At 45.5% G+C, this 22,058-nt stretch carries 14 protein-coding genes and 3 rRNA genes; 16 read left to right on the forward strand and 1 reads right to left on the reverse strand.

Annotated features, from left to right (window positions below; translation table 11 throughout):
* The 6 genes from dnaA (at nt 1) to gyrB (ending at nt 6,329) form a co-directional block, all read left to right on the forward strand.
* Entirely contained in the window at nt 1-1,347 is a 1,347-nt protein-coding gene (dnaA, locus tag NYE35_RS00005) for a chromosomal replication initiator protein DnaA (protein ID WP_036677741.1), read from the forward strand.
* Between the two features lie 197 nt (nt 1,348-1,544).
* The gene (gene dnaN / locus NYE35_RS00010) at nt 1,545-2,687 is read left to right on the forward strand and encodes a DNA polymerase III subunit beta (protein ID WP_036677739.1); all 1,143 of its coding nucleotides are present in this window, start codon (nt 1,545-1,547) and stop codon (nt 2,685-2,687) included.
* A 48-nt stretch (nt 2,688-2,735) separates the two neighbouring features.
* Nucleotides 2,736-2,963 carry a S4 domain-containing protein YaaA gene (yaaA, locus tag NYE35_RS00015; RefSeq protein WP_036677736.1) on the forward strand — a complete coding sequence of 76 codons (228 nt, stop codon included), beginning with the start codon at nt 2,736-2,738 and terminating at the stop codon, nt 2,961-2,963.
* A 23-nt stretch (nt 2,964-2,986) separates the two neighbouring features.
* On the forward strand, nt 2,987-4,105 hold the full coding sequence (gene recF, locus NYE35_RS00020; protein WP_036677733.1) for a DNA replication/repair protein RecF: 1,119 nt from the start codon (nt 2,987-2,989) through the stop codon (nt 4,103-4,105).
* 17 nt (nt 4,106-4,122) lie between these two features.
* Nucleotides 4,123-4,371, forward strand: coding sequence for an extracellular matrix regulator RemB (gene remB / locus NYE35_RS00025; protein ID WP_036677731.1), 249 nt, complete (start codon nt 4,123-4,125; stop codon nt 4,369-4,371).
* A 47-nt stretch (nt 4,372-4,418) separates the two neighbouring features.
* The gene (gene gyrB, locus NYE35_RS00030) at nt 4,419-6,329 is read left to right on the forward strand and encodes a DNA topoisomerase (ATP-hydrolyzing) subunit B (RefSeq protein ID WP_036677726.1); all 1,911 of its coding nucleotides are present in this window, start codon (nt 4,419-4,421) and stop codon (nt 6,327-6,329) included.
* An 80-nt stretch (nt 6,330-6,409) separates the two neighbouring features.
* Here the strand turns inward: gyrB and NYE35_RS00035 are convergent, their stop codons facing one another.
* Nucleotides 6,410-7,285, reverse strand: a complete 876-nt coding sequence (locus NYE35_RS00035) for a YheC/YheD family protein (RefSeq protein ID WP_076282221.1) — start codon at nt 7,283-7,285, stop codon at nt 6,410-6,412.
* A gap of 356 nt (nt 7,286-7,641) precedes the next feature.
* Between NYE35_RS00035 and gyrA the strand changes: the two genes are divergently transcribed.
* The 10 genes from gyrA (at nt 7,642) to NYE35_RS00085 (ending at nt 22,056) form a co-directional block, all read left to right on the forward strand.
* Nucleotides 7,642-10,206 carry a DNA gyrase subunit A gene (gyrA, locus tag NYE35_RS00040; protein WP_339824258.1) on the forward strand — a complete coding sequence of 855 codons (2,565 nt, stop codon included), beginning with the start codon at nt 7,642-7,644 and terminating at the stop codon, nt 10,204-10,206.
* Between the two features lie 256 nt (nt 10,207-10,462).
* Complete coding sequence (locus NYE35_RS00045; protein WP_038567989.1) at nt 10,463-11,560, forward strand: HD-GYP domain-containing protein; 1,098 nt, start codon at nt 10,463-10,465, stop codon at nt 11,558-11,560.
* A 380-nt stretch (nt 11,561-11,940) separates the two neighbouring features.
* Nucleotides 11,941-13,498, forward strand: a 16S ribosomal RNA gene (locus tag NYE35_RS00050).
* Between the two features lie 262 nt (nt 13,499-13,760).
* Nucleotides 13,761-16,687: ribosomal RNA gene (locus tag NYE35_RS00055) — 23S ribosomal RNA — on the forward strand.
* A gap of 128 nt (nt 16,688-16,815) precedes the next feature.
* Nucleotides 16,816-16,932 (forward strand): 5S ribosomal RNA (rrf, locus tag NYE35_RS00060).
* The 16S, 23S and 5S rRNA genes sit together here, the layout of an rRNA operon.
* A gap of 154 nt (nt 16,933-17,086) precedes the next feature.
* Nucleotides 17,087-18,703 carry an ABC transporter substrate-binding protein gene (locus NYE35_RS00065; RefSeq protein WP_076101044.1) on the forward strand — a complete coding sequence of 539 codons (1,617 nt, stop codon included), beginning with the start codon at nt 17,087-17,089 and terminating at the stop codon, nt 18,701-18,703.
* The gene (locus NYE35_RS00070) at nt 18,700-19,689 is read left to right on the forward strand and encodes an ABC transporter permease (RefSeq protein ID WP_063829812.1); all 990 of its coding nucleotides are present in this window, start codon (nt 18,700-18,702) and stop codon (nt 19,687-19,689) included. The genes NYE35_RS00065 and NYE35_RS00070 overlap by 4 nt, the downstream gene beginning before the upstream one ends.
* A complete protein-coding gene (locus NYE35_RS00075; RefSeq protein WP_341119870.1) occupies nt 19,686-20,552 on the forward strand; it encodes an ABC transporter permease in 867 nt (288 codons plus the stop codon). Before NYE35_RS00070 ends, NYE35_RS00075 begins: the two co-directional genes overlap by 4 nt.
* Nucleotides 20,552-21,316: an ABC transporter ATP-binding protein gene (locus tag NYE35_RS00080; protein ID WP_341119871.1), complete on the forward strand. Its 765-nt coding sequence runs from the start codon at nt 20,552-20,554 to the stop codon at nt 21,314-21,316. Before NYE35_RS00075 ends, NYE35_RS00080 begins: the two co-directional genes overlap by 1 nt.
* Entirely contained in the window at nt 21,307-22,056 is a 750-nt protein-coding gene (locus tag NYE35_RS00085; RefSeq protein WP_341119872.1) for an ABC transporter ATP-binding protein, read from the forward strand. Before NYE35_RS00080 ends, NYE35_RS00085 begins: the two co-directional genes overlap by 10 nt.
* The last annotated feature ends 2 nt before the right edge of the window (nt 22,057-22,058 follow it).

Genomic DNA, 22,058 nt, shown 5'->3' on the forward strand with positions numbered 1-22,058 from the left:
GTGGACAGCCATACTTCCGAATTATGGCAGCAAATTTTATCGATTATTCAAACCAAATTAAGCAAGCCGAGCTTTGATACCTGGTTTAAGGCTACTAAAGCGATAACCTTCAACTCCCAGGTTCTCATTATCTCGGCACCTACAACGTTTGCTGTAGAATGGCTGGAAAGTCGTTACACCAAACTGGTAGGAGCAACCGTCTACGAAGTCACAGGGAAACAAGTGGATGTAAAATTCGTGATTGAAGAAAGCAAGCCGCCTGAGCTTGTGGTTCAGCAATCCGCTCCGACTCCCGTAGTATCAAGAGAAGAAGCACAAACGCATCTGCTTAATCCAAAGTACACTTTTGACACCTTTGTAATCGGCTCTGGGAACCGCTTTGCGCATGCAGCCTCACTGGCAGTGGCCGAAGCACCAGCCAAAGCATACAATCCCTTGTTTTTATACGGTGGAGTAGGTCTGGGCAAAACCCATTTGATGCACGCAATTGGGCACTATGTCCTGGAACATAACCCAAATAACAAGGTAATTTACATCTCGTCTGAGAAATTCACGAATGAATTTATCAATTCGATCCGTGATAACCGCGGTGAAAGCTTCCGTAACAAGTATCGTAATGTTGACATTTTGCTTATCGACGACATTCAATTCCTCGCTGGAAAAGAGTCTACACAGGAGGAGTTTTTCCATACTTTCAATGCGCTCCACGAAGAACGCAAGCAAATTATCATCTCCAGCGACCGACCACCAAAGGAAATTCCCACACTGGAAGAACGGCTGCGTTCCCGGTTCGAATGGGGCTTGATTACGGATATTCAACCACCAGATCTGGAGACCCGGATTGCGATTTTACGCAAAAAGGCTAAGGCAGAGAACCTTGATATCCCTAATGAGGCCATGATGTATATTGCCAACCAGATTGACACCAATATTCGTGAGCTTGAGGGTGCATTAATCCGGGTAGTTGCTTATTCTTCGCTTACCAACCAGGATGTAACCACTCATTTGGCAGCTGAAGCGCTCAAGGATATTATTCCTTCCAGTCGTCCCAAGATGATCACCATCGCTGATATTCAGCAAAAAGTCGGAGAATACTACAATTTGCGCCTTGAAGACTTCAAAGCACGCAAAAGAACCAAAGCCGTAGCGTTTCCACGTCAAATCGCAATGTATCTATCCCGTGAACTAACGGATTACTCACTGCCTAAGATTGGTGAGGCTTTCGGAGGACGTGACCATACGACCGTAATTCATGCGCACGATAAAATTACACAGGCATTAAAGGTCGATCAGGAGTTGTACAAAGTGGTAAATAATCTTGCGGAGAAAATTAAAAATCCTTCCTAAGAGGAACAAAGAGCCTATACACAATCTATACACATGTGGGTAGGCTTAATTTTATGCTGTTTGGTGGGGTTATCCACATATTCGTCGCCCCTACTACTAATACTATTAAATAACTATAATAATTCATCATGTAAAGACGCGTAATTAACAGACTCAAATCCATCGAAATTCCCAATTTTTCAGCTAGGAGTGAAATCATGAAAATAAGCATTCTTAAAAATGAGCTCAACGAATCCATTCAACACGTATCCAAAGCTATATCCAGCAGAACAACAATCCCTATTTTGACCGGTATTAAACTGGAAGTTAGCCATCAAGGCGTCACATTAACTGCAAGTGATACCGATATTTCTATTCAATCGTTTATTCCAGCAGAGAATGACAGCCACACCATCGTGAAGATAGATCAGCCAGGAAGTGTTGTTCTTCCCGCTAAATTTTTCGTCGAGATTATTAAGAAGCTGCCCTCCAAAGAAATCCACATGGAAGTAAAAGAAGGATTCCAAACGTACATTTCTTCCGGATCCACTGAGATTCAGATGGTAGGTTTAGACCCTGAAGAATTCCCAGTGTTGCCGAGCATTGAAGAGAATGACACGATCTCTCTACCAGGTGATTTGCTGAAAAATATGATTAAACAAACAGCCTTTTCTATTTCTACCCAAGAGACAACTCCGATATTAACGGGTATACTATGGAATCTGAGCGACAATGAGTTTAAGTTTACAGCGACTGACCGTCACCGCTTGGCAACAAGAGCTGCTAAACTTGAAGGCACGGAAAATGTCAATTTCGGAAATATTGTTATTGCCGGTAAAACCCTTAATGAGCTCAGCAAAATTATCCCTGACCAAAATATGCTGGTTGATATTGTCGTTGCGGATAATCAAGTTCTCTTCAAAATCGACAAAGTACTGTTTTATTCACGGATCCTTGATGGGATTTATCCTGATACTTCTAGAATTATTCCAACAACCTACAAAACAGAACTAACTTTAGATACAAAAAAATTAAGCGAATCGATTGATCGTGCTTATTTGCTGTCCCGGGAAGAGAAAACAAATATTGTTCGTATGCAGACGCTTGATCAAGGCGGTATTGAAATTTCTTCAAGCTCATCAGAGCTGGGTAAAGTTCGCGAGGAACTTGAAGTCATTGATTTCAAAGGTGAACCTCTCAAAATATCTTTTAACTCGAAATATATGCTTGATGTATTAAAGGTCATAGAGAGTGAACAGCTCGTTATTGCATTTACAGGGATGATGAGTCCAATCATTTTGAAACCACTTGACCAAACCAATAGCTTGTATATCATTTTGCCTTACCGTACAACAAATTAATGCCAACATTCATGAACATGTGGATAAGTGGCTGAAAGGATAAAAACCATGAAAAAAATACTTATCCACAGTGGATACATTAAGCTGGACCAATTTCTGAAACTCGCAGATTGTGTATCCACAGGTGGAATGGCCAAAGCGTTATTGCAGGAAGGTCACGTTCTGGTCAACGGAGAGGTAGAGGAACGGCGCGGCAGAAAACTTTATCCGGGTGACAAAATCGAAGTGCAGGATAACGGGACCTTTGAGGTTGAAGGCGGAGGAGTAAAAGAGTAGTACGCTAGGGGAGGAACCATTTCGTGTTTGTTAAAAATATCGGTCTGCAGCATTATCGGAATTACGGGCTGCTGCGTCTGGAGAGCCTGGGCGATGTGAATCTGATTCTGGGTCAGAACGCCCAAGGCAAAACAAACCTCATGGAGGCATTGTTCGTCCTGGCGATGACCAAAAGCCACCGTACCTCTAAGGACCGCGAACTTATCTCCTTCGATGCCCCCGGAGATGCAGCTCAGATCGTTGCCGAGGTAGAACGAAAGTATGGCGATCTCAAGCTGGAGCTCACCCTATCTGCCAAAGGTAAAAAAGCCAAGATCAATGGCTTGGAGCAGCGGCGCCTTAGTGAGTTTGTTGGATCTCTGAATGTGGTCATGTTTGCACCGGAAGATTTAGAGATTGTAAAAGGGACCCCTGGTATCAGACGGCGTTTTCTTGATATGGAGATCGGCCAAGTCCAGCCTAGTTATCTATTTCACCTACAGCAGTATCAAAAAATTCTCTTGCAAAGAGGTAATCTCTTAAAGCAATTATGGGGAAAAGAGGCTGCAGGGAAAGAGCTTTTGGAAATCTGGGATGCTCAACTTGTAGAGCATGGTGTTAAAATCGTCAAAAAAAGGAAACAATTCATAAAGAAGCTGCAAATATGGGCTGAAAGCATTCACCGGGGGATTACGAACGGCGGAGAAGAACTGAAATTGCTCTATGTCCCCTCTTTCGGCGATCGGGATGAGGAAGATGAAGCTGTCTTATTAGACAATTTTATGTTAAAGTTATCACAAACGAGAGAACAAGAAATCAGGCGCGGCATGACGCTGACGGGTCCCCATCGGGATGACCTGTCCTTTTTTATCAACGGAAGGGAAGCTCAGGTCTACGGTTCTCAAGGACAGCAGCGTACCACGGCTTTATCGCTTAAGCTGGCGGAAATCGAGCTGATCCATGAAGAAATCGGAGAATATCCTGTGCTGCTTCTTGATGATGTTTTATCCGAGCTTGATCCTTACCGCCAGACCCAGCTTATTGAAACCTTTCAAAGCAAGGTACAGACATTCATTACCGCTACCGGAATTGAGGGTCTGAATGCCGATAAATTAAAGGGCGCCAGCCTATTTCATGTTCATGATGGAAAAGTTGAGTTATAAAAGAGCGGAGGACGATCATGTATATTCATTTGGGCGGGGAGAAGATCATTAGGTCTTCGGAGTTAATTGCTATATTTGATATTTCGATTGAGAAATCTTCCAAGGTATCTAAGCAATTCGTTATTCACTCTGAGCAGGATAAGAAGCTTGAGCGGATTGGCGAAGAGGAAGCAAAATCTATTGTCGTAACTAAAAATATCGTGTATTACTCCCCCATTTCCTCCTCCACTCTTAAAAAAAGAGCCAAAATTTTGCTCGAAATATAACTTGCATTTGGTAACAAAGAGATAATCAGAAAGAAGTAGGTGAAGGCATGTCAATGAATCAACCGACATATGATGAGAGCCAGATTCAGGTACTGGAAGGGCTGGAAGCGGTTCGGAAACGTCCGGGCATGTATATTGGTTCGACTAGTTCTAAAGGTCTCCATCACTTGGTATGGGAGGTCGTCGATAATAGTATCGATGAGGCACTCGCAGGTTATTGTGACCGGATTCAAGTGATTATACATGAGGATAACGCGATCACTGTTATCGATAATGGACGTGGCATACCTGTAGGTGAGAATGTAAAGCTTAAGAAGTCGACGCTTGAAGTCGTAATGACCGTGCTGCATGCAGGCGGTAAATTCGGCGGTGGCGGATATAAAGTTTCCGGTGGTTTGCATGGTGTGGGTATCTCTGTAGTAAATGCCTTGTCTGAAAAGGTCCTTGTTAAGGTCAAACGTGACGGTCATATCTACCAACAGGAATATAGACGCGGTGCACCGCAGTATGATATCAAAATTGTTGGCGATTCAGATGAGACAGGAACGACTACAACCTTTCATCCGGATCCTGAAATATTTACGGAAACCACAGTTTTTGAATATTCGACACTGCTTACTCGTATTCGGGAGCTAGCTTTTCTTAACAAAGGAATCGAGCTTTCGCTTCATGATGAGCGGACGGATGTCACCAACGTGTTCAAATACGAGGGTGGTATCGTTGAATATGTGAAATATTTGAATGAGAAAAAAGAAGCACTACATGAGGATCCGATCTACGTGGAAGGCTCACGCGATATGATCCAAGTTGAAGTGGCTCTCCAATATAACGATTCGTATACTGAGAACATCTACTCTTTTGCGAATAATATTAATACGCATGAGGGCGGAACGCATGAATCCGGCTTTAAAAGTGCGCTGACCCGTATCATCAACGATTATGCTCGTAAAGCGGGAGTACTGAAGGATAGCAATTCGAATCTGACTGGTGATGACGTGCGTGAAGGATTGACAGCCATTATTTCTGTCAAAATTCCAGATCCACAATTCGAAGGTCAAACGAAAACTAAGCTCGGAAATAGTGAAGTGCGGGGTATCGTAGAATCACTGTTCGGAGAGAAATTACAAGAGTTCCTGGAAGAAAACCCAGCAGTATCACGTCGCGTTCTTGAGAAATCACTTTCCGCTTCACGCGCACGAGAAGCTGCCCGTAAGGCACGTGAGTTAACCCGTCGGAAGAGTGCGCTTGAAGTCAGTGCTCTGCCTGGTAAACTCGCCGACTGTTCATCCAAGGATGCCTCGATCAGTGAACTATACATCGTCGAAGGTGACTCAGCGGGTGGATCGGCTAAGCAAGGCCGGGATCGCCATTTCCAAGCGATTCTACCGTTGCGTGGTAAGATCCTAAACGTTGAAAAAGCTCGGCTTGACCGTATTTTATCTAACGCCGAGATTCGCGCCATCATTACGGCTTTGGGCACAGGGATCAGCGATGACTTTGACTTATCGAAGGCTCGCTACCATAAAGTCGTTATTATGACCGATGCCGACGTCGATGGAGCCCATATTAGAACGCTATTACTAACGTTCTTCTATCGTTACATGCGGAAGCTAGTAGACGCGGGTTATATCTATATTGCACAGCCTCCTCTCTTTAAGATTGAGCGCAATAAGGTTATCCGCTACGCAGGCAGCGAGAAGGAACGTGATGATATTATCGCTTCTTTTGGAGAAAATGCGAAGGTTAACGTCCAACGTTACAAAGGTTTGGGAGAGATGAATGCAACCCAACTTTGGGACACAACGATGGACCCAGAGACCCGTATGATGCTCCAGGTTACGATTGAAGATGCGATGCTGGCAGATAGTATTTTTGATACACTTATGGGTGACAATGTTGAACCAAGACGTGACTTTATCCATGAGCATGCCAAGAACGTTAGATACCTTGATGTGTAAGAACAATATTTAATACAACCTCCGGCTTCTATTCCTAACGGAATGAGAACGCTGGAGGTTCTTTGATTTCAAGCTTCTTTTTAGGCTCTTGTAGATTGTTTATTGCGGGTCGAATAAGGGGATTTTCTTGCTTTTACACGTCCATAGGCTACGGCATAGCGATGTATTTTACGATAGATTGATTTATCAGGAAATAATTTGAATACAGCAATGGACGGAAGAGTGTTGACTTCCAGCAGCCACATATCCAGATGTTGATCCATGGCAATATCCAGACCAATCTCTTTGATTCCTGGATAGGCAGATTGAAGCTGTGTCGCGATTTGTATACCCAAAGCTTTTAAGTGATTGATCGTAACTAGGACTTCAGAGGGCGGCATATAATTTTTTAGTAGAGTACTTACGGAAAGGATACTGCCTCCACTGTGATAATTGGTGACGATTTTTTGAGGGGCAGCTACTCTTCCAAGCATTCCTGTTGTTTCCCATACTCCTGATGGAGTCTTTTGGGTAAGAACCCGAAGATCAAAAGGGCGGTCTTGATGACGCAGAAGGTCAATCCCTTTTTGAATCAAATAGGTTCGATTCTGAATTCGTTTCTGTAAGTTCTCATACAGCTCTTCTGGTGAGAAAAACACTTCCGCAGTCTTCCCATATCTTAAAATATACAAGATCTGTTCTTCGGGCTCTTCTTTATTGACGTTATCGAGGTCGGTACCGTGTTCAGCTTTCTGTTTGCTAGTGCTAAGAGTTACAGTACGCTGCTCAGCTCTCATTACACCGATACCATAACTTCCTCGATCAGGCTTAATATAGACCATTGTATATAACGCAAGCATTTCCTTAAGAGCATTGACATCGAATTTACGGGTATCAGGCACATATTGCAATAGAGAGTGATTTTGAAGGATGACTTTCGTTTTAGCCCATTTGCTTGGGACGCGTTGAATCTTCATTATCTTCCTCCTTATGAGTTTTGTGCAGGAATAGGTCCTTTGGGTTCCTTGTTGTAAAAAATGCAGTGGCAGCATAATCTTTGACAGCTGAAAATCAGGACAAGCTACCTAAACAATGGTATAATATAAGGATATGGGGTTATGCCTTATCGAACGATATTAGGATAATAAAACCGTGTTTCTTGTCTTTACAGTCTATGTAGTAAAGATATTTGCGGAAAGGGCAAATACCCTGATAAGCGCAAAAAGAAATCAATATTAGAAGATAAAAGGCTATCATGTTTAATTGTGCTACTTTTGTGAAAGTAATATAATTAAGGGTAGCGGTTTTTTAACTGAAGGAGGTCCAGCAACTCATGGCTGAACAAAATAACCCACAAGTCAAAGATCGGGACATTGGCGTGGAAATGCGTGAATCCTTTATGGATTACGCAATGAGCATCATTGTTAGCCGGGCTTTGCCAGATGTGCGGGACGGACTCAAGCCGGTTCACCGACGCATTTTGTTTGCGATGTCGGAGCTTGGAATGTCTGCGGATAAGCCTCATAAGAAATCTGCAAGAATCGTCGGTGAGGTTATCGGTAAGTACCACCCTCACGGTGACTCAGCTGTCTATGAAACAATGGTACGGATGGCTCAGGATTTCTCGATGCGCTATATGCTTGTAGACGGTCACGGGAACTTTGGTTCGATTGATGGTGATATGGCCGCGGCGATGCGGTACACAGAAGCCCGTCTTTCCAAGATTGCAGGCGAAATGCTTCGTGATTTGAACAAAGAGACAGTTGACTTCGCACCCAACTATGATGGTGAAGAGAATGAGCCGGTTGTACTGCCAGCCCGTTATCCGAATCTGCTCGTAAATGGGGTATCTGGTATTGCTGTAGGTATGGCTACTAATATTCCACCGCATAACCTTGGTGAAGTTATCGATGGTGTGCAGGCGATGATTAAGAATCCTGATATCACGCCAATGGAATTGATGGAGTTTATCCAAGGTCCGGATTTCCCTACGGCTGGATATATTTTGGGTCGTGAGGGCATTCGTCAGGCTTATCGTACGGGTCGTGGTTCAGTAACCATGCGTGCGAAGGCAACGATCGAAGAGAACAACGGCAAGGCTCGCATCATTGTGCATGAGCTTCCATACCAGGTTAACAAAGCAAGATTGGTTGAAAAAATCGCAGAATTAGTACGTGAGAAACGGATCGAAGGTATAACGGATCTTCGAGATGAGTCTGACCGTAATGGTATGCGTGTAGTTGTTGAGATGAGACGCGATGTTAATCCAAATGTAGTATTAAACAATCTATATAAACATACTTCTATGCAATCCACATTTGGGATCAACATGCTTGCCATCGTAAATAACGAGCCGAAAATTCTTAATCTGCGTGATGTACTTTATCATTATTTGCAGCACCAGATTGAAGTTATTCGTCGTCGTACTATATTTGATCTTAAAAAAGCTGAAGCACGCGCTCATATCTTAGAAGGTCTGCGCATTGCGCTTGATCATCTGGATGAAGTGATTGCGTTAATCCGTGCTTCGCGGACAACTGATATAGCCCGCGAAGGATTAATGAGCACCTTTAGCCTCAGTTTAGAGCAGGCTCAGGCTATCCTCGATATGCGGATGCAACGTCTGACCGGTCTGGAACGGGAAAAGATCGAGAATGAATATAACGAATTGATCGTTAAAATTGCAGAGTACCGTGAAATTCTGGCTAACGAGCATCTTGTACTGGAAATCATCAGCAACGAGCTGCAGGATATCCGTGATAGATATTCTGATGAACGCCGGACAGAGATTACGGTTGGTGAAGAAAGTATCCTGGATGAAGACCTTATTCCACGTGAAGAGGTTGTTATCACTATTACACATACAGGATATATCAAACGTCTACCTGTCAGCACCTACCGCAGTCAGAAGCGTGGTGGTCGCGGAGTCATGGGGATGGACACCAAGGACCAGGATTTTGTGGAGCATCTCTTCGTGAGTAACTCTCATAACTATCTGATGTTCTTTACCGATAAGGGTAAAGTATACCGGATTAAAGCTTATGAGATCCCAGAATTGGGTCGTACAGCCCGGGGGACACCAATCATCAACCTGATTCAAATCGAACAAGGTGAGAAGATTAGTGCGGTAATCCAAGTGGAAGATGGCGATAGCGACAAATATTTGTTCTTTGCTACCCGCGAGGGTATCGTGAAGAAGACGCCTCTTGGGGATTATAATAACATCCGTAAAGGCGGTCTTATTGCTATTAATCTTCGTGAAGAAGATTCCCTGATCGAGGTTAAGCTGACTGATGGACAGCAAAATCTCATTATCGGTACAGCTCGCGGAATGTCGATTACGTTCTCAGAGAATGATGTGCGTTCTATGGGACGTAGCGCGACTGGCGTTAAGGGCATTACGCTTGACGGTAATGACCATGTCATTGGTATGGACTGTGTAGATAAAGAGCTTGAGGTTCTGATTGTTACTACCAAGGGTTATGGTAAACGGACACCAGCCGGTGATTATCGTTCCCAGACTCGTGGTGGTAAAGGGATCAAGACCATTAATCTCACCGATAAGAATGGTCCTGTAGTGGGTCTTAAGGTCGTTAAGAAGGATGAAGACTTAATGATCATTACGACTAGCGGTACCCTGATTCGTACCAGCATGGATGGAATCTCTACTATGGGCCGTTACGCTCAAGGGGTTAAGCTGATTAACATCCGCGAGGATGACGCAGTAGCTACCCTGTGTAGAGCTGACAAGAACGAAGAGGATGAATCTGAGGAAGTGGAAGGTCTGGAAGGCTTGGAAGGGCAAGAAGGCCTGGATGGGCAAGATACAGTCGAGGAATCTGGCGATATTGATCAGCCTGAGACTCTGACTGAGGACGAAGACACTGACTTAGAATAGGTTGAATTCAAAAATGAGCAAGGGCTTCTATTCCAGAAGTTCTTGCTCTTTTTGTTGCTTTTTGAATGAGCGATGCTTCATAAAATAAAATAAATATTTTGAAAGAATAGTTTTCACTGCACTAGTGTCTTCCATTTTTCCGTACTATAATTAGCCAATAGAATCCTATAAAGTACTAATTTCTCAGAAATTATCTGTCTTATCAATGTGAGGTAATGCTGGGTGTACGGCTTATAGAAATTAAGGGGCTGAGTATATGCCAAATATATTGGTTGGAGAAGTTAAAGCAGGCTCAAAGATAATAAAGGATGTAATTACACCTTTAGGGGGGACTTTATTCACTAAGGGAAAAATATTGCTCCCTCGTGATTTAGATATTTTACAGGCTTTTTTGATAGGGCAAGTGGAAATCGAAGGTGACCAAGGTGAGGCGAGTTCGGATGGAGCCAAAACAACAGCTAAGCAAGCTTCCCCTAAAGCTGGAGCCATTATCAACGAATCGATGTTGGCCAAGACTAATTCTCCTCTACATGATGAATACGATAAACTGCTCACTCTTATTAAGAACAGCTATCGATCGGTAACGGCAGCTTCACTTCCTATTTTTGAGCTGCGCAGTCAGTTAGAGACACTAATAGGTTATTTGAAGGATTATCATGTCTTGAAGTTTACACCGCGCACTTTAAAATATGAGGATTACAACTATCACAATGCTGTGTTGTCCGCGTTGACCTCCTATAAAATCGCTCAGTGGTGTGGGTACCCACAAAAGGATTGGATGCAGATTGCTTTTGCAGGATTATTACATGATATCGGCAATGCAAAAGTAGACAGCTCACTTTTACAGAAACCGGAGTCGCTTAACAATAGTGAAATAGAAGAGGTTCGCCGACACACTACATATGGTTATCAATTATTACGCAATGTTACAGCGATTAATGAAGGGGTAAGACTTGCCGCCTTGCAGCATCATGAGAAGGTTGATGGCTCTGGTTATCCATTGAAGCTGGATGGCAGTCAGATTCATTTCTACGCTAAAGTAGTCGCAGTAGCAGATATATTCCATGCTATGACCTTAGAAAGAGCCTACAGAAGAGCACAGTCTCCTTATTTGGTACTAGAGCAGATTCTGACAGAAAGCTTCGGTAAGCTTGACCCAGTGATTGTGCAGACGTTTATACAGAAGAGCACTGATCTCTTTAATGGCACTAGAATCAAATTAAGTGATGGCCGTCATGGGGAGATTATCTTCACTGATCGCGCAAACCCTACACGTCCGATGGTTAAAATTGAAGATACGATAGTTAACTTGATGTTGGAACGTGAATTGTATATTCAAGAGATCATTGCTTAGGGTGTAGTTACAAGGGAATAAGGCTGTGCTAGCCATTATATATCGCAGTATTGAGGCTTATGGCAGCACAGTCTCTCATTTATCTATTATATTTCAAAAAAAGACTTGTAATGAATCTCTATACATGATATATTCTAAGTCCGGCCAAGAAATACACATGCCGAGCTCGAAAAAGAAGTTAAAAAAAGAGCTTGACATTAAATAGCCGAACATGATATAGTATAAGAGTTGCTGCTGAGACATTAAACGGCGTCAACGAGAACTTGATCTTTGAAAACTGAACAACGAGTGAGTGGGAAATCACGCAAGTGATATCCAAAATTAGAGAATTAATTTTCTCGTCAGATGTTTCAAAATGAGCATATCGCTCTTTTCAATACTAATTGGAGAGTTTGATCCTGGCTCAGGACGAACGCTGGCGGCGTGCCTAATACATGCAAGTCGAGCGGAGTTATTTTGAAAGCTTGCTTTCAAAATAACTTAGCGGCGGACGGGTGAGTAACACGTAGGCAACCTGCCCTTCAGACTGGGATAACTACCGGAAACGGTAGCTAATACCGGATAATTTCTTTTTTCTCCTGAGAGAAGAATGAAAGACGGAGCAATCTGTCACTGAGGGATGGGCCTGCGGCGCATTAGCTAGTTGGTGGGGTAACGGCCCACCAAGGCGACGATGCGTAGCCGACCTGAGAGGGTGAACGGCCACACTGGGACTGAGACACGGCCCAGACTCCTACGGGAGGCAGCAGTAGGGAATCTTCCGCAATGGGCGAAAGCCTGACGGAGCAACGCCGCGTGAGTGATGAAGGTTTTCGGATCGTAAAGCTCTGTTGCCAGGGAAGAACGTCCGGTAGAGTAACTGCTACCGGAGTGACGGTACCTGAGAAGAAAGCCCCGGCTAACTACGTGCCAGCAGCCGCGGTAATACGTAGGGGGCAAGCGTTGTCCGGAATTATTGGGCGTAAAGCGCGCGCAGGCGGCTATTTAAGTCTGGTGTTTAAACCTTGGGCTCAACCTGAGGTCGCACTGGAAACTGGGTGGCTTGAGTACAGAAGAGGAAAGTGGAATTCCACGTGTAGCGGTGAAATGCGTAGATATGTGGAGGAACACCAGTGGCGAAGGCGACTTTCTGGGCTGTAACTGACGCTGAGGCGCGAAAGCGTGGGGAGCAAACAGGATTAGATACCCTGGTAGTCCACGCCGTAAACGATGAGTGCTAGGTGTTAGGGGTTTCGATACCCTTGGTGCCGAAGTTAACACAGTAAGCACTCCGCCTGGGGAGTACGGTCGCAAGACTGAAACTCAAAGGAATTGACGGGGACCCGCACAAGCAGTGGAGTATGTGGTTTAATTCGAAGCAACGCGAAGAACCTTACCAGGTCTTGACATCCCTCTGAATCTGCTAGAGATAGCAGCGGCCTTCGGGACAGAGGAGACAGGTGGTGCATGGTTGTCGTCAGCTCGTGTCGTGAGATGTTGGGTTAAGTCCCGCAACGAGCGCAACCCTTAACTTTAGTTGCCAGCAGGTAATGCTGGGCACTCTAGAGTGACTGCCGGTGACAAACCGGAGGAAGGTGGGGATGACGTCAAATCATCATGCCCCTTATGACCTGGGCTACACACGTACTACAATGGCCGGTACAACGGGAAGCGAAGCCGCGAGGTGGAGCCAATCCCATCAAAGCCGGTCTCAGTTCGGATTGCAGGCTGCAACTCGCCTGCATGAAGTCGGAATTGCTAGTAATCGCGGATCAGCATGCCGCGGTGAATACGTTCCCGGGTCTTGTACACACCGCCCGTCACACCACGAGAGTTTACAACACCCGAAGTCGGTGGGGTAACCCGCAAGGGAGCCAGCCGCCGAAGGTGGGGTAGATGATTGGGGTGAAGTCGTAACAAGGTAGCCGTATCGGAAGGTGCGGCTGGATCACCTCCTTTCTATGGAGAATCGTTCTCTGCAATGAGAACATTCAAATCGGAAGCTCAGCTTCCAAAACTCAGGTTTAGGCCTGTTACTCACTCGTTGCTCAGTTTTGAGAGTTTAAGCTCTCAGTAAGACTTGATCCTTGAAAACTGGATACCGAAACGAATTTGCGTTTTAGAACATCTTTTAGCAACTTGTGTAAACAAGTAAATGTTATTAGTGAGATGATTCCAAAAGAGAATGTCATCGTATGATATTTTCCTGCGGAAAAATCAAGGTTAAGCTAATAAGAGCACACGGAGGATGCCTAGGCGCCAGGAGCCGACGAAGGACGTGGCGAACAACGAAACTGCCTCGGGGAGCTGTAAGCAAGCTTTGATCCGGGGGTGTCCGAATGGGGAAACCCAGCTGTGGTAATTCGCAGTTACTCATACCTGAATACATAGGGTGTGTAGAGGCAGACCAGGGGAACTGAAACATCTAAGTACCCTGAGGAAGAGAAAACAATAGTGATTCCGTCAGTAGCGGCGAGCGAACGCGGAACAGCCTAAACCAAGGGGCTTGCCTCTTGGGGTTGTGGGACGTCTCACATGGAGTTACAAAGGAATATGGTAGGTGAAGAGGTCTGGAAAGGCCCGCGATAGAGGTAAAAGCCCTGTAACCTAAACTGTGTTCTCTCCGAGACGGATCCCGAGTAGTGCGGGGCACGTGAAACCCCGTATGAATCCAGCAGGACCATCTGCTAAGGCTAAATACTACCTGGCGACCGATAGTGAAACAGTACCGTGAGGGAAAGGTGAAAAGCACCCCGGAAGGGGAGTGAAATAGAACCTGAAACCGTGTGCTTACAAAAAGTCAGAGCCCTATTAATGGGTGATGGCGTGCCTTTTGTAGAATGAACCGGCGAGTTACGTTTAACATGCAAGGTTAAGCCGAGAAGGTGGAGCCGCAGCGAAAGCGAGTCTGAATAGGGCGATTTAGTATGTGGACGTAGACCCGAAACCGTGTGATCTACCCCTGTCCAGGGTGAAGGTGCGGTAACACGCACTGGAGGCCCGAACCCACGTACGTTGAAAAGTGCGGGGATGAGGTGGGGGTAGCGGAGAAATTCCAATCGAACTCGGAGATAGCTGGTTCTCCCCGAAATAGCTTTAGGGCTAGCCTCGGTATAAGAGTAGTGGAGGTAGAGCACTGATTGGGTGCGGGGTCCGCAAGGATTACCAAGCTCAGTCAAACTCCGAATGCCATATACTTATTGCCGGGAGTCAGACAGTGAGTGCTAAGATCCATTGTCAAAAGGGAAACAGCCCAGACCATCAGCTAAGGTCCCCAAGTGTGTGTTAAGTGGGAAAGGATGTGGAGTTGCACAGACAACCAGGATGTTGGCTTAGAAGCAGCCACCATTGAAAGAGTGCGTAATAGCTCACTGGTCGAGTGACTCTGCGCCGAAAATGTAACGGGGCTAAACACACCACCGAAGCTATGGCTAGATACGTATGTATCTGGGGTAGGGGAGCGTTGTGTAGGGGTTGAAGGTGTACTGAAAAGAGCGCTGGACACTACACAAGTGAGAATGCCGGTATGAGTAACGAAAAGATCAGTGAGAATCTGATCCGCCGAAAGCCCAAGGTTTCCTGAGGAAGGCTCGTCCGCTCAGGGTAAGTCGGGACCTAAGGCGAGGCCGAAAGGCGTAGTCGAAGGACAACAGTTTGAAATTACTGTACCACCGTAATCCGCTATGAGCGATGGGGTGACGCAGGAGGGTAGTGACGCGGACTGATGGATGTCCGTCTAAGCAGTGAGGCTGATGTGTAGGCAAATCCGCACATCATTAAGGCTGGGCTGTGATGGGGAGCGAAAATTATAGTAGCGAAGGTCATGATCTCACACTGCCAAGAAAAGCCTCTAGCCAGGAGAAGGTGCCCGTACCGCAAACCGACACAGGTAGGCGAGAAGAGAATTCTAAGGCGCGCGGAAGAACTCTCGTTAAGGAACTCGGCAAAATGACCCCGTAACTTCGGGAGAAGGGGTGCCCCGGTAGTGTGAATAGCACGAGGGGGCCGCAGTGAAAAGGCCCAAGCGACTGTTTAGCAAAAACACAGGTCTGTGCGAAGCCGCAAGGCGAAGTATACGGGCTGACGCCTGCCCGGTGCTGGAAGGTTAAGGGGAGTGGTTAGGGGTAACCCGAAGCTATGAACCGAAGCCCCAGTAAACGGCGGCCGTAACTATAACGGTCCTAAGGTAGCGAAATTCCTTGTCAGGTAAATTCTGACCCGCACGAATGGCGTAACGACTTGGGCGCTGTCTCAACGAGAGATCCGGTGAAATTTTAATACCTGTGAAGATGCAGGTTACCCGCGACAAGACGGAAAGACCCCATGGAGCTTTACTGCAGCTTGATATTGAATTTGGGTACGATCTGTACAGGATAGGTGGGAGCCGTAGAAATCGGAGCGCAAGCTTCGGTGGAGGCGCCGTTGGGATACCACCCTGATCGTATCTAGGTTCTAACCTAGTACCCTTATCGGGTACGGGGACCGTGTCAGGCGGGCAGTTTGACTGGGGCGGTCGCCTCCTAAAGAGTAACGGAGGCGTTCCAAGGTTCCCTCAGAATGGTTGGAAATCATTCGCAGAGTGCAAAGGCATAAGGGAGCTTGACTGCGAGACCTACAAGTCGAGCAGGGACGAAAGTCGGACTTAGTGATCCGGTGGTACCGCATGGAAGGGCCATCGCTCAACGGATAAAAGCTACCCTGGGGATAACAGGCTTATCTCCCCCAAGAGTCCACATCGACGGGGAGGTTTGGCACCTCGATGTCGGCTCATCGCATCCTGGGGCTGAAGTAGGTCCCAAGGGTTGGGCTGTTCGCCCATTAAAGCGGTACGCGAGCTGGGTTCAGAACGTCGTGAGACAGTTCGGTCCCTATCTGTCGTGGGCGCAGGAAATTTGAGAGGAGCTGTCCTTAGTACGAGAGGACCGGGATGGACGTACCGCTGGTGCACCAGTTGTTCCGCCAGGAGCATGGCTGGGTAGCTACGTACGGACGGGATAAGCGCTGAAAGCATCTAAGCGTGAAGCCCCCCTCAAGATGAGATTTCCCAATTAGTAAGACCCCTTGAAGACGACGAGGTAGATAGGTTGGAGGTGGAAGTGCAGCAATGCATGGAGCTGACCAATACTAATCGGTCGAGGGCTTATCCTATACTTAGAATGCAGATTCGTTTCGGATTCAGTTTTCAGGCATCAAGCCTGAAATACGCTTAGAAATTCATTGTCACTTCTAGTGATGAACCGAATTTCACGCGGCAGCGTCTGTTTCACAGACGCATGTTTGGTGGCGATAGCGGAGGGGTTCCACGCGTACCCATCCCGAACACGACCGTTAAGCCCTCCAGCGCCGATGGTACTTGGACCGAAGGGTCCTGGGAGAGTAGGACGTTGCCAAGCACACAAGACCACTGTTGAGTAATCGACAGTGGTCTTTTTGTTATGTATATTTACTTTAGGATTGTTGCAAATTAAATTATGTTTGACAGACTACAGTGTTTAACCCATAATACAATTCATACTAAACATATAAGAATTATAGGGGGAGCAAATTATGTCATACTTTAGTGTATCTATTAAGAAACCGATTCTGTTGGGGGCAATAGCAGTTTTGCTATTGATGTTAATTGCAGGGTGCTCGGGGTCTAATAATAAGGCTGATTCAAATAAAGAGGCACAGGAAAGTGCGAGTCCGGCAACTCAAAGTCCTCAAACTGCAGAGCCTGCAACGGGAGGGACTTTCGTCTATGGACGACCTGCTTCTGTAACTTCGCTGGATTTGCATAATCAGATTACGTCCAACAATGCTTTTGCAATCGACAAAGTCTTTGAATCATTAGTCGCTTTTGACAGCGAAGGTGAAATTGTAGATTGGCTTGCTAAGTCACATACTATCAGTGAAGATGGTCTGACGTATACATTCGAGCTTCGTGATGGTTTGAAGTTTTCAAATGGTACGGATGTGACTGCAGAAGATGCTGTTTTCTCTCTTGAGCGGCACTTGAAGGTAGGCGGCCCGCTGGCAATATCTGCAAAGGTCGACACAATCAAAGCGCAAGATAACAAAACGCTTGTTATTACACTTAAAGAGCCTTATACACCATTTATCTCGGAGCTATCTAATTTCTCAAATGGTATCCTTCCTAACAATTTCGGTGGAGTATCCGAAGAAGAATTCTTCAAGAAACCAATCGGTACGGGACCTTTTGTTGTTGAAACATGGGACACTGCAGGTGATCTGACCTTCACTAAGAATACATTCTACTGGCAAGAAGGTAAACCCTATATTGATAAGCTTGTTTATAAGCTGATTGAAGATGACAGCCAAGCGATTAACCAGCTGAAGGCTGGAGAAGTTAATGCTATTGAATCTTTGGCTCTGCAAAATGCCAATGAGATTAAAGATGGGGCTGACACTAAAGTAGTTACTAACGGTAGTTGGGTGACAGAGCAATTGTTCTTTAATACGTTGGATGAACATTTTTCTGATGTGCATGTCCGTCGCGCTCTGGCGCTGGCGCTTGATCGTGAGGGCTTGACCAAGGCGCTAACCTTTGGTTATGCACAAACAGCAAACTCATTGCTGCCAACAACGATTCCTTATAACGCAAATGATACAATCAAAGCACTGAACTTTAATATCGAAGCAGCCAAGGAGGAGCTTGCAAAATCTGCCTTCCCTAATGGCTTCACTACCAAATTACTTGTAGCATCCGGTAATAGCACAAGAGCTCAAGAGGCACAAATTATTCAGGCAGCGGGTCAAACGATCGGGATTAAGATTGAGATTGAATCGATTGAACTTGCCACTTTCCGTGAACGTTTCTTCGCATATGATTTTGCGGCAATGCTGAACAGCGGTCAGGCGGATTCCCCTGAAGCGAACTCAATTATTGCTTTCCAAACTGATCCGGAAGGCTTCAGCAAATCATATTGGACGCATTATACAAATAATGAAGTTACGAAGCTTCTATATGAGGGACAAAAAACTGCGGATGGCGATGAACGTGCACAAATCTATACTAAGCTGCTGCAGACCCTTGCTGATGAAGTTCCGTATATTCCGCTTTACTATCCAGATGTTTTAAAAGGTATTCGTTCTTCAGTTGACGGTCTCGTTGTTCTACCGAACGGCAGTGCCCGTTTCGAAGATGTCCGCATCAGCCAATGATGAATCTTAAGCAGGCGTTAAATCAACCGAAAGGAAGCAAGGGTTCTTATAACTGGCTTGTGATATCTCTTATAAAAGCATTGGCAGTGATCTTCTGTGTAATGATAGCAGTCTTTTTCATCATTCGAATCGTGCCGGGAGATCCAGCAAAAATGATTTTGGGAGAATACAGCACCCCTGAGGCGCTCAAGAGTATGCATCATACTCTTGGGCTGGACCTCCCTTTATGGGAGCAATTCATCCGATTTGTGAAGACGCTGTTTACTCGAGGAGATACTGGAAACTCCATTATTATGGGGACATCAACAAGAGAGTTGATTACACAACGGGCCCCTGTTACTTTGCTGCTCATCGTGATGGCTTGTGTGTTGGCGATTTTTGTATCTCTTCTGCTCGCTACGGTAGCCGCTACGCATAAGGATAAACTGCTGGACCATTTGATACGTATTTTTCCTACAATTACTCTAGGTATGCCAATCTTCTGGGTTGGCTTACTTTTAATTTTGCTCTTTAGTGTCCGGCTTGGCTGGTTCCCTGTTGGGGGAGTAAGTGAAGGGTGGGTCGGAACCTTGCATAGTCTTGCACTTCCAGCAATCACTGTTGCTTTTTCACAGGTTCCTACGCTTGTTCGTTCATTAAGAGCGCAGATGCTTGAAGTGTTAGAATCGGATTTTGTAGTCACCCTTAAGGCTGCGGGCATACCAAACAGGGTTATTTTATTTAAACATGTGCTGCGCAACTCTGCTCTTCCTACGCTAATGCTGCTGGGTGTGAATATTTCTTATTTAATCGGAGGCACCTTGGTCGTTGAGCAGGTATTTGGAATTAAGGGAATTGGCAGCTTATTGTTCACTTCAATTTCGAAACGGGACTTTCCGGTTATTCAAGGAATAGCACTTTACTGTGCGCTATCTGTTGTGATCATCAGTCTCTTGATTGAAATCATTTCCTGGTGGCTTGATCCCAGAACGAAAGGAAAACAATGAAAACTATAAGACTAGACTCGCGATTGTATGAAGACGGTAAGATAACAAGCGGCTCAAAGCGAATATGGAATACCCCTTCACTTTTAGTGGGAATTATTATGTTTGCAGCTCTTATTCTCTTGACTGTGTTTATACCTTATATAAGTCCTTATGACCCCTCTGAGCAAAATTTGAGTGCCTTTTTACAGCCTCCGTCAGCCGAACATTGGTTGGGAACTGATCAGTTAGGGCGTGATTTGTTTACTAGACTGATCTATGCAGCGAGGACTGATTTGAAAATCATGGTCTTGGCAGAAATCATTCCCTTTTGCACAGGTGTATTTCTAGGAATGCTGGCAGGATATTACGGCAAATGGATCGATACAGTTATTACGCTGTTGTCAGATACATTCATCGCCTTTCCTTTTTATCTGATCGTTATTATCGTTGCTTTTGCTAGTGGAGCAGGAGAACGAGGCATTTATATTACTTTTATCTTTGTAGGATGGATTGTCTTTGCCCGTGTCGTCAGAGGTCTTAGTGCTTCTTTTCGCAATCAGGAATGGGTGGCATCCGCTCAAACCTTAGGGCTACCTGGAGTGAAAATTATTTTGCGTCATCTCCTGCCTAATGTACTTCCGCAAGCCGTGGTCGTCCTTATGACAGATATGATTGGATTGCTTGTTGCCATTGTTACGCTCGGGTATCTTGGTATCGGCATTACACCGCCAACTCCTGACTGGGGGACAATGATTTCAGATGGACAGCCCTTCATCACTACAGCTTGGTGGCTCTCGGCCGTGCCGGGATTTGCAGTGGTGTATACGGGGATAGCTTTGTCGCTCCTAGGTGATGGTTTGGCAGACATATGGAGGAAAAAATGATGTCTATACAACCCATTTTAGAAATAGAGGCGCTATCGCTGGCAGCTAAGTCAAATGAGAGATTGGTCAATAATGTTAGTTTTTCGCTGGGTAAAGGGGAGAGTCTGGGATTAGTAGGTGAATCGGGATCAGGAAAATCGCTTACGCTGCGTGCAATTTTAGGCTTGCTTCCAAATGGTGTTGAACAGACTGGTGGCACCATTAAAAGTGCCGTAAGCAGTGCAATGGTATTTCAAGATCCAAGAGGTGCGCTTGATCCGCTCTGTACGGTTGTCAAACAACTGGCTGAAGTTGTGCATTACAGACAGAGAGTAAGCCGTAAGACCTCGCGGGTAATTGCACTGGAACTGCTCGAAAGGCTTGGTCTCCCCGATTCATTGAAGAAAAAGGACAGGTATCCGAGTCAGCTGTCAGGCGGTCAGTGTCAACGGGTAGTCATCGCTCTGGCACTGGCGTGCAAGCCAGGCATACTTCTCTGTGATGAGCCGACAACGGCGCTGGACGTCACGGTTCAACGGCAAATTATTGAGACGATCACGAGCCTCCAGCATGAGCTCAGTTTTGCCATGGTATTTGTTACGCATAACCTAGCGATTGCAGCAAACTTGTGTTCACGGCTATGTGTAATGAAACAGGGACAGATTGTTGAGCAGGGCAATACCCTTGATATTTTGCAAAATCCAAAAGACCCTTACACACAGATGCTGATTGATTCGGTGCTTCCTTTGCCAGAGCTTGAAGGGAGTAGAGACTCATGGAATTAGCCTTGCAAATAAAAGATTTAACTGTTCATTATGGCGGCTTTACTGCACTGGATCGTATCAATCTGAATCTTGAGCAGCACACCACCCTTGGGCTTGTTGGAGAATCCGGATCAGGGAAATCTACGCTGGCGCGAGTAATTACTGGACTGATTGCCCCAAATGAGGGGCAGATTCTGTTGGGTACCCAAGAATTAAAAAAGAAAAGAAGCCGTGAGCAGCACAAAACAATCCAGATGATATTCCAAAATCCAGATGCTTCGCTAAATCCTAAACATTCGATTAGGCAAATTCTTTCCGAGCCCTTATTGTTTCATAAAATAGTGGGGCGTGCAGGTGTTGAACAAAGATGCAAAGAGCTTTTGAATCAAGTTCATTTAGAACAGAAGGTCTTAGACAAATTCCCACATGAATTTTCCGGCGGCCAGCGTCAACGGATAGCGATCGCTCGTGCATTAAGTGTTGAGCCAAGCATCCTGATCGCGGATGAACCTACAAGTGCGTTGGATGTATCTGTGCAGCTTAGCGTGCTCGAACTATTCAATACGCTGAAGGCTGAGCTTAATCTCACCATGCTTTTTATTTCTCATGATCTAGGGGTAATCAATGCAATTAGTGATACGGTAGCAGTTATGCGGCAAGGAAAGCTCGTGGAGCAGAGTCCGCGGGACCAATTCTTCATCCGTCCTAAACATGAATACAGTTATGAGCTGTTGTCGGCGGTTCCGAAAATGCCAAAATAAAG

Origin of the sequence: Paenibacillus sp. FSL L8-0494, from assembly GCF_038003695.1 — a bacterium.
Taxonomy (GTDB): Bacteria; Bacillota; Bacilli; order Paenibacillales; family Paenibacillaceae; genus Paenibacillus_AQ; species Paenibacillus_AQ odorifer.

What these genes read in the sequence shown, in the direction of transcription:
- dnaN (WP_036677739.1), top strand. Translation starts at nt 1,545, where the DNA reads ATGAAAATAAGCATTCTTAAAAATGAGCTCAACGAATCCATTCAACAC.
- yaaA (WP_036677736.1), top strand. Translation starts at nt 2,736, where the DNA reads ATGAAAAAAATACTTATCCACAGTGGATACATTAAGCTGGACCAATTT.
- remB (WP_036677731.1), top strand. Translation starts at nt 4,123, where the DNA reads ATGTATATTCATTTGGGCGGGGAGAAGATCATTAGGTCTTCGGAGTTA.
- gyrB (WP_036677726.1), top strand. Translation starts at nt 4,419, where the DNA reads ATGTCAATGAATCAACCGACATATGATGAGAGCCAGATTCAGGTACTG.
- NYE35_RS00035 (WP_076282221.1), bottom strand. Translation starts at nt 7,285, where the DNA reads ATGAAGATTCAACGCGTCCCAAGCAAATGGGCTAAAACGAAAGTCATC.
- gyrA (WP_339824258.1), top strand. Translation starts at nt 7,642, where the DNA reads ATGGCTGAACAAAATAACCCACAAGTCAAAGATCGGGACATTGGCGTG.
- NYE35_RS00045 (WP_038567989.1), top strand. Translation starts at nt 10,463, where the DNA reads ATGCCAAATATATTGGTTGGAGAAGTTAAAGCAGGCTCAAAGATAATA.
- NYE35_RS00065 (WP_076101044.1), top strand. Translation starts at nt 17,087, where the DNA reads ATGTCATACTTTAGTGTATCTATTAAGAAACCGATTCTGTTGGGGGCA.
- NYE35_RS00070 (WP_063829812.1), top strand. Translation starts at nt 18,700, where the DNA reads ATGATGAATCTTAAGCAGGCGTTAAATCAACCGAAAGGAAGCAAGGGT.
- NYE35_RS00075 (WP_341119870.1), top strand. Translation starts at nt 19,686, where the DNA reads ATGAAAACTATAAGACTAGACTCGCGATTGTATGAAGACGGTAAGATA.
- NYE35_RS00080 (WP_341119871.1), top strand. Translation starts at nt 20,552, where the DNA reads ATGTCTATACAACCCATTTTAGAAATAGAGGCGCTATCGCTGGCAGCT.
- NYE35_RS00085 (WP_341119872.1), top strand. Translation starts at nt 21,307, where the DNA reads ATGGAATTAGCCTTGCAAATAAAAGATTTAACTGTTCATTATGGCGGC.